At 66.3% G+C, this 15,598-nt stretch carries 13 protein-coding genes; 7 read left to right on the top strand and 6 right to left on the bottom strand.

All coding sequences use genetic code 11. The features are described 5' to 3' along the window. Nucleotides 1–4: 4 nt before the first annotated feature. Nucleotides 5–772 (bottom strand): alpha/beta hydrolase, encoded by a 768-nt coding sequence (locus JQT59_RS07170; protein WP_397517695.1) that lies wholly within the window; start codon nt 770–772, stop codon nt 5–7. A gap of 50 nt (nt 773–822) precedes the next feature. After that, complete coding sequence (locus tag JQT59_RS07165; protein WP_213575540.1) at nt 823–1,839, bottom strand: PHP domain-containing protein; 1,017 nt, start codon at nt 1,837–1,839, stop codon at nt 823–825. Between the two features lie 154 nt (nt 1,840–1,993). Here JQT59_RS07165 and JQT59_RS07160 point away from each other — a divergent pair, with 154 nt between their 5' ends. Further along, nucleotides 1,994–4,063: a PhoX family protein gene (locus JQT59_RS07160; RefSeq protein WP_213575539.1), complete on the top strand. Its 2,070-nt coding sequence runs from the start codon at nt 1,994–1,996 to the stop codon at nt 4,061–4,063. 58 nt (nt 4,064–4,121) lie between these two features. Here the strand turns inward: JQT59_RS07160 and JQT59_RS07155 are convergent, their stop codons facing one another. From JQT59_RS07155 to JQT59_RS07145, 3 genes are all read right to left on the bottom strand, one after another. Continuing rightward, nucleotides 4,122–4,868, bottom strand: a complete 747-nt coding sequence (locus JQT59_RS07155; protein ID WP_213575538.1) for a glycoside hydrolase family 25 protein — start codon at nt 4,866–4,868, stop codon at nt 4,122–4,124. A 74-nt stretch (nt 4,869–4,942) separates the two neighbouring features. After that, nucleotides 4,943–6,280 (bottom strand): glucosylglycerate hydrolase, encoded by a 1,338-nt coding sequence (ggh, locus tag JQT59_RS07150; RefSeq protein WP_213575537.1) that lies wholly within the window; start codon nt 6,278–6,280, stop codon nt 4,943–4,945. 44 nt (nt 6,281–6,324) lie between these two features. Continuing rightward, nucleotides 6,325–7,755, bottom strand: a complete 1,431-nt coding sequence (locus JQT59_RS07145; RefSeq protein WP_213575536.1) for an amino acid permease — start codon at nt 7,753–7,755, stop codon at nt 6,325–6,327. Between the two features lie 177 nt (nt 7,756–7,932). Here JQT59_RS07145 and JQT59_RS07140 point away from each other — a divergent pair, with 177 nt between their 5' ends. From JQT59_RS07140 to JQT59_RS07120, 5 genes are read left to right on the top strand one after another with little or no spacing between them, the layout of a single operon-like run. Continuing rightward, entirely contained in the window at nt 7,933–8,139 is a 207-nt protein-coding gene (locus tag JQT59_RS07140) for a heavy-metal-associated domain-containing protein (protein ID WP_213575535.1), read from the top strand. A 33-nt stretch (nt 8,140–8,172) separates the two neighbouring features. After that, entirely contained in the window at nt 8,173–9,108 is a 936-nt protein-coding gene (locus JQT59_RS07135) for a DUF8832 domain-containing protein (RefSeq protein WP_213575534.1), read from the top strand. Next, on the top strand, nt 9,108–11,369 hold the full coding sequence (locus JQT59_RS07130; protein ID WP_213577477.1) for a heavy metal translocating P-type ATPase: 2,262 nt from the start codon (nt 9,108–9,110) through the stop codon (nt 11,367–11,369). Before JQT59_RS07135 ends, JQT59_RS07130 begins: the two co-directional genes overlap by 1 nt. A 2-nt stretch (nt 11,370–11,371) precedes the next feature. Then, nucleotides 11,372–11,689: a metal-sensitive transcriptional regulator gene (locus JQT59_RS07125; protein ID WP_109335477.1), complete on the top strand. Its 318-nt coding sequence runs from the start codon at nt 11,372–11,374 to the stop codon at nt 11,687–11,689. Nucleotides 11,690–11,725: 36 nt separating this feature from the next. Continuing rightward, nucleotides 11,726–13,798 (top strand): heavy metal translocating P-type ATPase, encoded by a 2,073-nt coding sequence (locus JQT59_RS07120; RefSeq protein ID WP_213575533.1) that lies wholly within the window; start codon nt 11,726–11,728, stop codon nt 13,796–13,798. Between the two features lie 216 nt (nt 13,799–14,014). On the opposite strand, the gene JQT59_RS07115 is transcribed toward JQT59_RS07120, so the two are convergent. Next, nucleotides 14,015–15,340: an HNH endonuclease signature motif containing protein gene (locus tag JQT59_RS07115; protein ID WP_213575532.1), complete on the bottom strand. Its 1,326-nt coding sequence runs from the start codon at nt 15,338–15,340 to the stop codon at nt 14,015–14,017. Here JQT59_RS07115 and JQT59_RS07110 point away from each other — a divergent pair. Next, nucleotides 15,339–15,596 (top strand): hypothetical protein, encoded by a 258-nt coding sequence (locus JQT59_RS07110; RefSeq protein WP_213578380.1) that lies wholly within the window; start codon nt 15,339–15,341, stop codon nt 15,594–15,596. The genes JQT59_RS07115 and JQT59_RS07110 overlap by 2 nt on opposite strands. Nucleotides 15,597–15,598 lie beyond the last annotated feature (2 nt).

Raw genomic sequence — 15,598 nt, 5'->3', positions numbered from 1 at the left:
CCACTCACGGGGCGCGGAGCGCCCTCTCGGCGAGGGCCACGGTGGCGTCGACGATGGTGGCACCGCCGAACATCACGGCGTCGTTGTGCCCCACCCCCGGCAGTGCCACCCGCTCGACCGGTCCGCGGGCGGCGTCGGCGACGCGTTCGCTGTGGTCGGGAGGCACGATGGTGTCGGCCGTCCCGTAGACCACGGTGGTGGGTACGTCGACTCGTGCCACCGACTCCGCGACCGGGAATCGGTCGCGCAGTAGCAACCGGACCGGCAGGAACGGGTAGTGCCTGGCCCCGAGCGAGGCCAGGTCCACGAACGGTGATCGCAGCAGCATCCCCGCCGGCGGATGCTCGGTGGCGAGTTCGGTGACCACACCGGTGCCGAGGCTTTCACCGAAGTAGAGCAACCGTTCGCGGGGCACCCGGCGCTCGTCGACCAGGTGCCGGTAGGCCGCACGGACGTCGAGTGCCAGTCCTTTCTCGCTGGGCTCACCCGGGTTGCCGCCGTACCCGCGGTAGTCGAAGAGCAGGGTGGCGAAACCGGCGTCCGCCAGGTCCGACGCCAGCAACGCCCGGTCCGCCCTGTTACCCGCATTCCCGTTGGCGACGAGCACGGTCGCGTCCCGGCTCGCACCGACCGGAGGCACGTACCAGGCGCCCAGCTCGAGGCCGTCCGACGTCGTCAGTGTGACGTCCTCGGCGCGGGTGAACAGCTGTAGGGCCGATGGCACCGGGGAGGCGTCGGGGAAATAAATCAGCTTTCGCTGCAACGCCCACATGGCAGCGATCAGCAACGCGGCGACCGTGAGCGCAATGAGCAGGCCACGAGTCAGTGCCGGTGGGATGAGCCGGTCCACGCCAGCAGCTCGGTCACGGGCAGAGTGTTGATCACGTTCGCCGGCTCGACGCCGCGTTCGGCGGCGCGTTCACAGGCGTAGCCCTGCCACGCGAGCTGACCGGTGCAGTGAGCGTCGGTGTCGACGGAGAACAGGCAGCCGCTCGCGAGCGCGAGATCGATCAGGCGGCCTGGCGGATCCCGCCGCTCAGGCCGGGCGTTGATCTCCACCGCTGTGCCGTGCTCGCGGCACGCGTCGAATACCCTCTCCGCATCGAACTTCGATTCGGGCCGCGTGCCCCTGTTTCCCGCTACGAGTCGTCCGGTGCAATGCCCTAGAACATCGACGTGTGGGGACTTGACCGCCTGCACCATCCGCTTCGTCATCGTGGCACGGTCGCTGTCGAGGTGGGAGTGCACACTGGCGACGACGACATCGAGGTCCGCGAGCAGATCGTCGTCCTGGTCGAGGGACCCGTCGTCGAGGATGTCGACCTCGATGCCGGTCAGGACGCGGAACGGCGCGAGCTCCGCATTCAATTCGGCGATCACGCTCAACTGGGCGAGCAGGCGCTCCGACGTCAGTCCGTTGGCGGCCGTCAGTCGCACCGAGTGATCGGTCAGCGCGCAGTACTCATGCCCCAGGGTGGCCGCCCGGCGCATCATTTCCTTGATCGGGCACCGGCCGTCCGACCAGTCCGAATGCGTGTGCAGGTCGCCGCGGAGGGCGTCGAGTAGTTCCATGCCGCCGAGCCCGATCGGCTCGGCGGAACTCCGCAGATACGCGAGATAGGGCGGCACCGACTCCGCGCACTCCCGGATGATCGCAGCGGCTTCGGCCCCGACGTCGGGTAGCGACTTCCAGTGGTCACTCTGCTGGGCGGCTCGCTCGCGGGCCGACAGATTCGCGACCACGTCCGCAGCCTGACGGAAAGCGGCAATCCGGTAGGTCTCGGCACGTGAGCGCTCGAGCCAGAACGCTATTTCCCGCAGCGCCTCCACCGGGTCCATCTCTCCATGGTGCACGGCCGACAGGCCGTCCGCCAGACGTAGAAGCAACGACTTAGGGTCGCCTCGTTCGTCGCCCGTTCACGCAGGTGTTCCCTTTCCCTTGCTTACGACTTCTACGGTGCCGAAGTTATTCCACTTCTAATCGGGAGCCACGGTGAGCTTGAAACCCCTCGCACTGTTCGTCACCCACGACGGCGTGTCGTCGCGCGCCGCCGTCACCTGCCAGTACAAGTGCGGCAACGCCTGCTCCCACGACGTGCCCAACGATTCGCAGGGTGAGTACTTCCGCGACATCGCCCGCGCGGCACTCTCCCGGCGGGGCGTCCTGCGCGGTGCCGGGATGGCGGTACTCGCCGTGGGTGCGGGCAGTGCGCTCGCAGCATGTTCGACCGACTCGGACAGCGGCAGTAGTTCGAGCACAGCGGGCTCGGATGATGCCGCGCCGAACGGCACGAACTTCACGGCCGTGGCCCCGAACACCGAGGACGCCGTCGTGGTTCCCGACGGATACGAGCACGCGGTCGTGATCGGCTGGGGTGACCCGGTCCTCGCCGGCGCACCCGCATTCGACTTCGACAATCAGACCGCGGCTGCGCAGGCGCAACAGTTCGGATACAACAACGACTTCGCCGGACTCCTCCCCGTCGACGGCCAGCCCGACACGTTCCTGTTGGTGGTCAATCACGAGTACAGCAGCGAGCCGTTCATGTTCAAGGGGTATGACGCCGACAATCCGTCTCCCGAACAGTTCCAGATCGCACTCGCCGCCCATGGACTGTCCGTGCTGCAGGTGAAGGGTGAGAGCGGCTCCGGCAGGCTCACTCCCGAATTCGGACCCTATAACCGGCGCATCACCGCGACCACCGAGTTCGTCGTCACCGGGCCCGCGGCCGGCAGCGACTTCCTGAAAACGTCTGCCGATCCGACCGGCACCAAGGTCCTCGGCACCCTCAACAACTGCTCCGGCGGCCTCACGCCATGGGGCACGGTGCTGTCAGGTGAAGAGAACTTCAACCAGTACTTCGCGAACGCCGAACTGGTCACCGACCCGGTCGTCGCCGCGCGCTTGAAGCGTTACGGCCTGGAAGGTGCTGCCTCCGAACGTAAGTGGGAGCGTTTCGACCGCCGTTTCGACCTGATGCAGGACCCCAACGAGGTGAACCGCTTCGGGTACGTCGTCGAGGTGAACCCCTGGGATGCCGCGTCCGCGCCGGTCAAGCACACCGCACTCGGCCGGTTCAAGCACGAGGCCGCGACCATCCACGTCACCGACGACGGCACCGTGGTCGCCTACAGCGGGGACGACGAGCGCTTCGACTACATGTACAAGTTCGTTTCCAGCCGAAAGATGATGGACGGCAACAGCCAGGCGGCCGTGCGCCACAACATGACATTGCTCGACGCCGGCACACTGTACGTCGCCAAGTTCAGTGGCAACTCCCCGGACGAGATCGACGGCTCCGGCACGCTGCCGTCGAGCGGTTCTTTCGACGGCACCGGCGAGTGGATTCCGTTGCTTCGCACCGGCGAAGACGGCAGGGGCGAGTCCCTCGTCGACGGCATGAGCGCCGAGGAGGTCGCGGTTTTCACCCGCGAGGCCGGCGACAAGGTCGGTGCCACCAAGATGGACCGCCCCGAGGACTTCGAGCCGAACCCGAAGACCGGCAAGGTGTATGTGGCGCTGACCAACAACACCAAGCGAGGCGTCGACGGCGCTGCCGCCGCCGATGAGGCGAATCCCCGCAACAACAACAAGAACGGCCAGGTTCTCGAGCTCACCGACGACCACGCCGGCACGTCGTTCACCTGGAATCTACTGCTCGTCTGCGGCGACCCGAAAGAAGCCGACACCTACTTCGGCGGGTTCGACAAGGAGAAGGTCAGCCCCATCTCCTGCCCCGACAACCTCGCGTTCGACACCCACGGCAATCTGTGGATCTCCACCGACGGCAACGCGCTGAAGTCGAACGACGGACTGTTCAGCGTCACCCTCGACGGCGCGAACCGCGGCGAAACCAAACAGTTCCTGTCGGTGCCGAAGGGCGCCGAGACGTGCGGCCCGATCGTCGACGAGGATCGGGTGGTCGTGTGCGTGCAGCACCCAGGTGAATCCGACGACGCCAGCGCCGACAACCCCGCCTCACACTGGCCCGACGGCGGAAGTTCGCAGCCGCGTCCCGCTGTCGTCGCCGTGTGGAAGTCGGGCGGCCGGATCGGCGCCTGACCCGGTAGGTTGACCCCGGGCGGCTCACCGAGGCGCCTGGGGTCAACCTACAGGTGGCCTAACTGCCGAACGGCGACGCACTGTTGGAGTACCGGGCGAAGTCGCCCTGCGCTCCGCTGTAGACGTTGAGGTCGACGTTGCCGTTGACACCGGGGATGCGGCCTGTGCTGGTGTACTGCCAGAAGCTCCACGTGTTCCAGCCACCCGGAAGCGGTCCAGGGGCGTTCTGCCCGTTGTAATCGGCGATCCACAGGGGATACCCGGCGAATTCATGGGTGTCGGCCATCGCCGTGCGCCAGAAGTTGGGATACGTGTAGATGATCGGCTGGCGTCCGGTGAGCGCCCGCACGGTGTTCAGGTAGCGGTGCGTCCAATCGATCAACGCGGCGGGCGGTAACCCACCGGAATGCTCGATGTCCAGAACCGGTGGCATGTCGCCGGGGCCGTTGATGCCCAGCACCACCGTCGAATAGAAGGCGGCCTGCGCTTCCGGTGACTGAGTGGGGTCGGCGTAGTGATACGCGCCGCGGGACACACCGGCCACCCGCATGGCCAGACAGTCCTGCACGAAGAACGGATTGACGTAATTCAAGCTCTCGGTGGCCTTCACCATTGCGAAGTCGTGACCGGCGTTGCGGACGGCGAACCAGTCGATCGGCGAACCGCCCGGATGTTGCCAGGATGCGACGTCGGGCCCCCTGACGGGTTCGGCGGCGGCAATCCCCGGCACCGCCGCCGCAACAGCCCCCGCGACGAGAAGTGGTGCGATTTTGGACAGCTTTCGGACGCTCTCCCCGATATCCATGCGCCCGAGGTTAGCGCTTCGCGCCCGTGAGTACTTGTTAACCGCGGAGTGTTAATAAGTACTCACGGCTGGGTTTAGCCCAACCAGTCCAGCACCGCGGCGGCGGTCCACGACTGCTGCATGCTTCCCAGGGGTTCGCCCGTGAACGGTTCGTAGTACTCGGCGAAGCTGCCGTCGCTGGCCTGTCGCAAGCCTTCGGATCGGAGCATGTGCGAGCGTTCCGCCCACCCGCGCCGTGCGAAAGCCCATGAGAACAGCCAGGTCATCACCGGCCACACCGGACCGCGCCAGTATTCACGGGACCGGAAGTCGCGCGACACCGGGGATGTCGACGGGGGCACCGCATACCGAAGGTCGGGGTGCCCGCAGAATTTAGGGCCCTCGAAGGTGCGCAGCAGGGCTCGTTCGGCGTCCCGGCTCAAACCGCCGCACAGCAGCGGCGCAAACATGGCGAGGGTTTCGGTGGATATCCACCTTCCGCTCCGCAGATCGAAGTCCCGTGCGGCGCCGGATCGTTCGTCGGTGGTGGTGAGCACGCCCTGGCGGAAGCGTCCGGCCCAGCCGTGCAGCTCCCGCACGTCGGAATTCGGCATCGAGTGCTCCTCACCGATGGTGGCGAGGACTTCGCATGCCATCGAGAAGACCGCGCTGACGAACACGTCCTCCACGGCGAAACTCATGGCGGTGGCCAGTTCTTCGTCGTCGTAGCGGACGCTCTTCATCTCCTCGAGCAGCCACAGGTAGCGGTCGTACTCGCCGTTGGACGGACGCTGCGACCTGTCCGCGACGACGGTCAGATCCTCCCGCAAGTACTTCGGCATCGTCCCGGTCACCACGTTGGCGTACGAGAGGTCCCAGCGCGGCGAATTGTCCATGCCCGACTCCCAGCCGTGGAAAAGGGCGATCCGGCCATTACCGTCGAGGTCACGCGCGTGTGCCAGCCAACGGTGCCAGCGGACGAGGTCGGGCCAGCGACGGTCGAGGAATTCCTCGGCCACGGCGCGGGTGGTGCGCCCGTGCCGGCGTGAATGGTCGAGGATGCGCTGGACGGCGATGGCATGGACCGGTGGTTGCGTGATGCCGGACGTCTGCGGCCCGTTGGGGGCGTGCGCCGCGAGCGTCGCGGTCTCCCACCTGGCCGGCCCGGGAAAGTAACCGTCCACACCGTTAGCGAACACGATGTGCGGAATCATCCCGTTCTTCCATTGCGCCGACAGCAGGGTGTCGAGTTCGACGACGGCTCGTTCGACGCTCAGCGGCGCCAAACCGACAGCAACGAACGCGGCGTCCCAGCTCCACATGTGCGGGTAGAGGCGGGGCGCCGCGCTGGTCATCGTGCCCAGGTCGTTGCCGCGAAGCAGATACGCAGCACGCGCTGCGAGCTGTGTCGGGGTGAATCCGGGGTCCGCCATCGCACCATTGTGCTGCGGGTTCCGTCGGATTGCGCGCCGTCGGGCTATGAAGCCGGCGACACCGGTTCGCTGGACTCGAGTTTCGAGTGCGTCCGGGAGTAGAAGAAGTACACGAGGAGGCCGAGAATCAGCCAGATTCCGAATCGCAGCCAGGTCTCCCAGGGGAGGGAGAGGATGAGCCACCCGGAGAAGACCACACCGATAATGGGCACCACCGGCATGAACGGCAACCGGAAGGAGCGGGGCACCTCAGGACGGGTATGTCGTAGGACGGCCACGGCGATGCAGACGACGATGAAGGCCGACAGGATGCCGATGTTGGTCAGCTCGGCCACCGTGTTGATAGGCAGGAAGCCGGCCATCAGTGCGGAGCCGACGCCCACGATCCAGGTGACCCGAGTGGGCACCTTCCGCACCGGATGGGTCTTGGCGAACCATTCGGGCAGCAGGCCGTCCCGGCTCATCGCGAACCACACCCGGGTCACACCAAGCATGAAGGTGAGCACCACGGTGATGATGCCGACGATGGCTCCGACGGCGATGATGTTCGCGACTCCGGGCATCCCGACGGACTCGAATGCGGTGGAGAAGCCGCTGTCAGGGCTGATCTCGGTGTACTTCTGCATTCCGGTGAGTACCAGGGTCGCGAGCACGTACAGGGCCATGGCGATGCCGAGCGAGTACAGGATCGCCTTGGGCAGGTGCTTCTTCGCTTCCTTCGACTCCTCGGCAGCGGTGCTCATCGCGTCGTAGCCGAAGACGGCGAAGAACACGGTCGCCGCTCCGGTCATCACCGCGGCGGTGCCGAACGGGAAGTAGGGGGTGTAGTTGGCGCTGTCGATGTGGAACACGCCGAGCACGATGATCAGCACGACGAGCGCCACCTTGATCGCGACCGCGACCGTCTCGAATCGTCCGACACTCTTGATGCCACGGGAGAGCACCCAGGCCGTGCCGAGGCAGAACAGAGCGGCGAAGACGTCGAAGACGTGACCGTCACCGGTACCGAGTGCGCCCATCATCCAGTCGGGCAGGGATATGCCGATCTGCTCGAGTAGGAACCGGAAGTACCCGGACACGCCGATCGCGACAACCGCGGCGACCGCCACGTATTCGAGGAGCAGATCCCAGCCGATGAACCAGCCGACTATTTCACCGAGGGCGACGTAACCGTAGGTGTAGGCGGAACCCGCCTTGGGGATCATGCCCGCGAATTCGGCGTAACAGAGTGCGGCAGCGGCGCTGGCGATTCCCGCGATCAGGAAGGAGATCAGCACCGCGGGCCCGGTCACCGAGTGCGCGACGGATCCGGCGAGGGAGAACACCCCGGCACCGATGATGCCGCCCACCCCGATCGCGGTGAGCTGCCACAACCCGAGCGATTTGGCGAGTCGCTCATCGGCAGGCGTGTCCTCCTCGATCTCCTCGAGCGGTTTGCGGCGCAGCAGTTGGGTTCGCAACGTGACGAGTGACATCGCCGGCTTCCTTTCCCGGTGGCGCGAGACGCAGGTGAGAACAACTCAATACCTTCTGCGACCGACGTGTGACGGAAAACGCCGAACCCGGCGACACGGGACCTTGCATAAATACCATAGGGGGGTACGGTAGCTACCAGAGTCGGACATCGAGAGCCCAGAGAGAAAGGCACATCCGTGAGCACTTCGACCGTGATCGTCACCGGCATGACCTGCAACCATTGCGTCGCGTCGGTGAGCGAAGAAATCGGCGCCATTCCCGGAGTCACCTCCGTGGACGTCGACCTCGCCACCGGCAAGGTCGTCATCGACAGCATCACCGACCTCGATCCGCGCGCCGTTTCCGACGCCGTAGAAGAGGCCGGATATTCCGTGGCCGGCTGAGTCGCCGCCCACCTGTCCGCAGGAGTAACCATCATGAACGCCACCGGTAAGTTCGCCGGTTTCACTCTCGGTCTCGTCGCCGTCTTCGCTGCCGCGACGGGAGTGGGAGCGTTGGTCGGACCGGACATCGACGAACCCGCAGCACACGCCGCCGACGACCCCGGCCACGGTTCCGCCGGCGACGGCGTCGAAGGCCACGACACCGGAGGCCACGACACCGGAGGCCACCAGGAAGCCGCCGACGCGACACCGAAGGGACTGCGCTCCACGCAGGACGGCTACACCCTGGAACTGGCGTCGCCGATCGCCGCCACCGGCACCGGCGTCCCCGTGCAGTTCCGCATCCTCGACCACACGGGAACTCCCGTGACGCGATACGCCGACCAGCACGAGAAACAACTGCACCTCATCGCGGTGCGCCGCGATCTGACCGGTTACCAGCACGTGCACCCGAGCCTCGACGAGTCGGGCACGTGGAGCGTCTCACTCGATCTGGCCCGGGCGGGCGACTACCGGGTGTTCGCCGACTTCATGCCTGCGGGCGGGGACGCACTGACCCTCGGTACCGACCTGCGGGTCGCCGGCAGCTACGACCCGCAGCCCCTGCCTCCGACGGAGACGACGACCACCGTCGACGGCTACACCGTCACCCTCGACGGCACCCTCGAACCCGGACAGACTTCCACCCTGACCCTCACGGTCGGTCGTGACGGATCGCCGGTCACCGACCTGCAGCCCTACCTCGGCGCCTATGGCCACCTGGTCGCGCTTCGCACCGCTGACCTCGGTTATCTGCACGTGCACCCCGAGGGGCATCCCGGGGACGGTGTGACGCCCGCGGGGCCCGGTATCGACTTCGCGGTCACCGCACCCAGCTCCGGCGAGTACCGCTTGTTCCTCGACTTCCAGCATGCCGGGGCGGTCCGCACCGCCGAGTTCACGGTTTCCGCACATTCCGAGGAGGAATGATGACCCGCACCACCGAGGTTCCCGCGCCTGCGGGCTCGCAGGTCGAGTTGTCGATCGGCGGAATGACGTGTGCGTCGTGCGCCAACCGCATCGAGCGCAAGCTCAACAAGCTCGACGGGGTGACCGCCACCGTCAACTACGCCACCGAGAAGGCGCGGGTGCACTACTCGGCCGACGTGTCCCCAGACGACCTGGTGAGCACCGTGGAACAGGCCGGGTACACGGCGCGCTTGCCCGAGACCGGACGACCCGTCGTGGAGGAGGACGACCCCGCCGCGAGCCTGCGACAGCGACTCCTTGTTTCGGCCGCCTTGACCGTTCCGGTCATTGCGATGGCGATGGTCCCGGCCCTGCAATTCACCAACTGGCAGTGGCTGTCCCTTACGCTCGCCGCACCGGTCGTGGTCTGGGGCGCGTGGCCCTTCCACCAAGCCGCCTGGACCAATCTCCGGCACGGCACCGCCACCATGGACACCCTGGTGTCGATGGGCACGCTCGCCGCGTTCGGCTGGTCGCTGTACGCATTGTTCTGGGGAACGGCCGGAATGCCGGGCATGACACACCCCTTCGAACTGACGATCGCGCGCATCGACGGCAGCGGCAACATCTATCTCGAAGCCGCCGCCGGTGTCACCACCTTCATCCTCGCCGGCCGCTACTTCGAGGCTCGCGCCAAACGTCGGGCAGGCGCAGCGCTGCGGGCACTGCTGGAGATGGGTGCCAAGGAAGTATCGGTGCTGCGCAACGGAGTCGAACAGTTGATCAGCGTCGACAAGCTGGCCGTGGGCGACCGCTTCGTGGTTCGTCCCGGTGAGAAAATTGCCACCGACGGCGTCGTCATCGAGGGATCTTCCGCCGTCGACGCGTCGATGCTGACCGGGGAGTCGGTGCCCGTGGAAGTGGCGCCCGACTCCGAGGTTGCAGGCGCCACGGTGAACGTCGGGGGCCGAATCGTGGTCGAGGCCAGCCGGATCGGCTCCGACACCCAACTGGCCCAGATGGCGGAAATGGTCGAGGACGCCCAGACCGGCAAAGCGCAGGTGCAGCGGCTGGCAGACCGAATCTCCGGAATCTTCGTGCCGATCGTGATCGCGCTGTCGGTGGCGACGCTGGGATTCTGGATCGGGACCGGCGGCTCCGTCGCTGCAGCCTTCACGGCCGCGGTCGCCGTCCTGATCATCGCGTGCCCGTGCGCCCTCGGCCTCGCGACTCCGACCGCCCTGATGGTGGGCACCGGGCGCGGCGCCCAGCTGGGAATACTCATCAAGGGCCCAGAGGTGCTGGAATCCACCCGCCGCGTCGACACCGTCGTGCTCGACAAGACCGGCACCGTCACCACCGGCACGATGTCGCTGCACGACGTAGTGACCGACGGAAGCACGGACGAGAACACCGTCCTGCGGTACGCGGGCGCCTTGGAAGATGCTTCCGAGCATCCCATCGCCCGCGCCGTCGCACGCGCCGCGCGGGACCGACTCGGCACGTTGCCGGAGGTCGAGCAGTTCGCCAACATCGAGGGACTCGGCGTTCAGGGTGTCATCGACGGGCATGCGGTGGTCATCGGACGACCGACGTTGCTCCGTGATTGGTCACTGCACCTTCCCGCCGCGCTCCGCGAGGTGGTGGACGCTGCGGAGGCAAAGGGTCGCACCGCGGTGGGGATCGGCTGGGACGGTAAGGCCCGCGGTGTGCTGGTAGTCGCCGACTCCGTGAAACCGACCTCGCGTGAGGCAGTGTCACAGTTCCGCCGACTTGGTCTGACCCCGATCATGCTGACCGGTGACAACGAATCGGCAGCACGGGCCATCGCCGCCCAGGTCGGCATCGACGAGGTGATCGCGGACGTCCTTCCCCAGGACAAGCTCGATGTGGTGAAACGACTGCAGGCCGAAGGGAAAGTGGTGGCGATGGTCGGCGACGGTGTCAACGACGCCGCCGCCCTCACCCAGGCCGACCTGGGGCTGGCCATGGGCACCGGAACCGATGTCGCAATCGAGGCCAGTGACCTCACCCTCGTGCGCGGGGATCTACGGGCCGCCGCCGACGCGATTCGCCTGTCCCGCAGAACATTGACCACCATCAAGGGCAATCTCTTCTGGGCGTTCGCCTACAACGTGGCCGCACTGCCCTTGGCCGCTGCCGGTCTACTCAACCCGATGCTGGCCGGCGCCGCGATGGCGTTCTCCTCGGTGTTCGTCGTCAGCAACAGCTTACGACTGCGCCGATTCCAACCACTCACCTCCGACCCGAAAGAGCGATGACCATGGCTTCCGCAGATACCCCGCACGACGAGCATGCCGGACACGGCTACATCAGCGGAAAAGACGAGTACCTCAAGCGATTACGCCGGATCGAGGGCCAAGCCCGCGGCCTTCAGCGGATGGTCGAGGACGAGAAGTACTGCATCGACATCCTCACCCAGGTCTCCGCGATGACCAAGGCGCTGCAAGCCGTGGCGCTCGGTCTGCTCGACGACCACATCAGCCACTGCGTCGTCGACGCCGCCGTCGCAGGCGGGCCGGAGGCCGAAGCCAAGATCAAGGAAGCCACCGACGCAATCGCACGCCTGGTGCGTTCCTGACCCACCGAAACGAGCACAGCTTCCAAGGGAGCAGCCATGTCTCACCAACATCAGCAAGAAGTACACCTCGGGCACGCCGGGCACGACAGCCACCAGGAACACGGTGACCGGCACGCCGGACACGGGGCGCACGGCGAGATGTTCCGGGAGAAGTTCTGGGTCAGTCTTCTGCTGTCGGTGCCGGTGGTGGCGTTCAGCCACATGTTCGCCGACCTCGTCGGTTACATGGTTCCCGACTTCCCGGGAGCGTCCTGGATTCCCCCCGTCCTCGGCACCGCAATCTTCGTCTACGGCGGCGCCCCATTTCTCACCGGCGGCTGGGCCGAGCTGAAGTCGCGCCGGCCCGGCATGATGCTGTTGATCAGCATGGCCATCACTGTGGCGTTTCTGGCGTCGTGGGTGACAACACTGGGATTGGGTGGGTTCAACCTCGACTTCTGGTGGGAACTGGCGCTGCTCATCGTCATCATGCTGCTCGGCCATTGGCTGGAGATGCGGGCCCTCGGCTCGGCGTCCGGCGCGCTCGACGCGCTCGCGGCGCTCCTTCCGGACACCGCCGACAAGGTAACCGATGACGGAATCACCGAAGTGCCTGTCTCCGAATTGTCAGCGGGTGACCTGGTTCTGGTGCGCGCCGGCGCCCGTGTCCCCGCCGACGGCACCGTGGCGGACGGGCAGGCAGAGGTCGACGAGTCGATGATCACCGGCGAATCCGCCCCGATCCTCCGCACCACCGGCGACAGGGTCGTGGCCGGAACAGTCGCCACCGACAGCGCCCTCCGTGTCCACGTCGACGCCGTGGGGGCAGACACCGCACTCGCCGGAATTCAGCGTCTGGTCGCAGACGCCCAGGCCTCGTCGTCGCGGGCCCAGGCCCTCGCGGATCGTGCCGCGGCGTTCCTCTTCTACTTCGCCTCGCTCGCCGGCGCTCTCACCTTCCTGGTGTGGTCGCTTCTCGGCAACATGGACGAAGCGGTCGTGCGCACGGTGACCGTTCTGGTGATCGCCTGCCCGCATGCCCTCGGTCTGGCCATCCCCCTCGTCATCGCCATCTCCACCGAACGCGCCGCGAAGGCCGGTGTGCTGGTGAAAGACCGCCTCGCGCTCGAGCGCATGCGGAATGTGGACGTCGTGCTGTTCGACAAGACCGGCACGCTGACGCAGGCCAGGCATGCGGTCACCGGAGTCGTCGCCGTCGCCGGCACCACGGAGAACGAACTGCTCGCTCTGGCAGCAGCGGTCGAGGCAGACAGCGAGCATCCCGTGGCCCGCGCCATCGTCGCCGAGGCCGCCGTCCGGGTACCCGCGAACATGCATGCCGCCGCGTCACAGTTTCGTTCGGACCCCGGCCGCGGCGTGCGCGCGGTCGTCGACAACCATCCGGTCGCGGTGGGTGGACCGGCCATGCTTGCCGGACTTGAGATCGTTGCCCCGGAATCGATTACGCGCACTACCGCGGGATGGATCGCTCGTGGCGCCTCCGTACTCCACGTGGTCCGCGACGGGGCGGTTCTGGGTGCGCTCGCGCTCGAGGACGCCGTCCGCCCGGAGTCGCGGCAGGCCGTCGACGCACTCCACGCCCGCGGTGTGAAGGTCGCGATGATCACCGGCGACGCCCGGCAGGTGGCGGACGCCGTGGCGGCCGACCTCGGCATCGACGAAACCCTCGCCGACGTATTGCCCGAGAACAAGGACGCCGAAGTCGCTGCACTGCAACAGCGGGGACACCGGGTGGCAATGGTCGGGGACGGTGTCAACGACGCACCGGCGCTCGCCCGGGCCGATGTGGGTGTCGCAATCGGGGCGGGAACGGATGTGGCCATCGAATCTGCCGGCGTCGTCCTGGCCGCCGACGACCCCCGAGCGGTGCTGTCGATCATCGACCTCTCCCGCGCCAGCTACCGCAAGATGTGGCAGAACTTGGTGTGGGCAACCGGGTACAACATCATCGCCGTCCCACTGGCCGCGGGTGTGCTCGCCTTCGCCGGTGTCGCAATCTCGCCGGCAGTGGCCGCGATCCTGATGTCCGTGTCCACCGTCGTCGTCGCGCTCAACGCCCAGTTACTGCGGCGGCTCGACCTCGACCCACGACGACTGGGGCGGTCCTGATCGGGACATCGGAAGTAGACCGACGTCGAGAACTGTTTATTAGCAAGAGCTTGGCGGGTGGGTGAGGGCTGCGGTCGGATGCCGTCTGGTCTGCTCTGGCACTTGGCATTTGGCACTTGACGCTCGGCACTTGACGTTTGGCACGACGGCATGCCGGCTCTGCAACAGGCGTGGTCCTGGTGCAGAGTCGGCAAATGTGTGTGTCGTGCCTCGGGGTCAGGCCGCTCGGGGTCGGGCCTGGTTGTGTGCGGGTATGGGTGTGCGTTCCCAGTCGACTTGCCGGGGTGGGATGAAGGCGGGGTGCCGGTCTGCTCCCATTTCGATTTCCCAGTCGCTGTGGTGCAGGAGTCGGTGATGGAACCCGCAGAGCAGTACGAGGTTGTCCATGTCGGAGGGTCCACCTTTGGACCAGTGGACGATGTGGTGGCCTTCGCACCATGAGGGTGGTGCACCGCATCCGGGGAATGCGCATCCTCGGTCTCTCGCGACCAGGGCTTTTCGTTGTCGTTTGGTCACTGTCCGGGTGGTGGTGCCGAGGTCGAGTGGCGCGCCGTTGTCGTCGAGGACGATCGGCGTGTAGATCGAGTCGCAGCTGAGGAGCCGAGCCGCTCGCAGGCTCAGCGGTCCCATCCACTCGGTCCACGCGACCCCGTCGACAGCGAACAGCGACGCGTCGGTCGCGCAGGCGCTGCGCTGATCTTCTGCGCTGGCGCCGGCGTGGTTGGCGTGGTCGGTGAGGTCTTTGACGTTGATGTGGAGGGAGACGTGGGGTCGTTCTCCGCCTTCTTCGCCGGCGATTGCGGAGTTGAGGTACCGGCGCAGCAGTTCGGTGAATCCGTCGGCCCTGCGCTGTCCGGGGGTGCGGTTGTCGGTGGTTCCGTCCTGCGCGGGTCGCGGCTTGGAGAGTCCGGAGAGCGCGGAGAGCAGCATTTCGCCGGTGACGGCGTCGAGGTCGCCTTTGACGGCGATGCGTCCGTTGAGTGTTCTGGAGGCGTGGAATTCGTTGAGTTCGGTGTCTTCGGCGGGCGGCGGGTCGTCGGATTCGAAGGCGCGTTCGAGTCGAGCGATGACGGCACGCACGGCGTCGGTGTTGGCGGTAGGACCGCTCGCCGCGTACAGCAACGCGTTTCGGCAGTCGCCTATCGCTTCGAGTGGCATGCCTTTGGGCGGCCTCTCGCAGAATTTCATGATCAGTGCGGCGTGCTCCGCCGACATCGTGGTGTCGAAGTATGCGTCTGCGATTTCCGGTTGGGAACGTAAACCTCGTCCCAACATTACGATTCGTCCCGCCGCACCGACCTCGAGCAACGTTTTGGAGGCCAGCCACATCTTGGTGTTCGGAAATCCCAGCACATCAACCTTGCAGCGGTGGTCGACGGCACCGACCAGCCTGACCCGCAAAGCCTCGAGTCGCTGAATCTCCTCCGACACAGCAACCACCGATTCGAGCAACTCGGCCTCGGCCAGACGCCACGCATCACCGACCGCAGTCGCCAAAATCTCGTCCGACAACGCCCCCTGGATATCCTCCCCGATCCCCATGTCGAAATCCTACTTCGAACGGGTGTTCGAGTCAATGGGCGAGAACGATCCCCCGTCCTCGACGCCTTCTCAACGCCCCCACGACACCGGACTGACCCTCTTCGGATTCCTCCGCGGCACCACCATGAACATCTACACCCACCCCCCACCACATCATCAACGTCCGTACGTTGACGAACCAGCCCTAGCATCAATCAATCTCTGGACCGGTGTCCGCCCGGTTCTTCCCACCGCCGGCAACGCTTTCTACGACTAGGT

Source organism: Rhodococcus sp. USK13, assembly GCF_018343855.1.
GTDB classification, from domain to species: domain Bacteria; phylum Actinomycetota; class Actinomycetes; order Mycobacteriales; family Mycobacteriaceae; genus Rhodococcus_F; species Rhodococcus_F oxybenzonivorans.
This window is presented reverse-complemented; position numbering and strand designations above follow the sequence as displayed.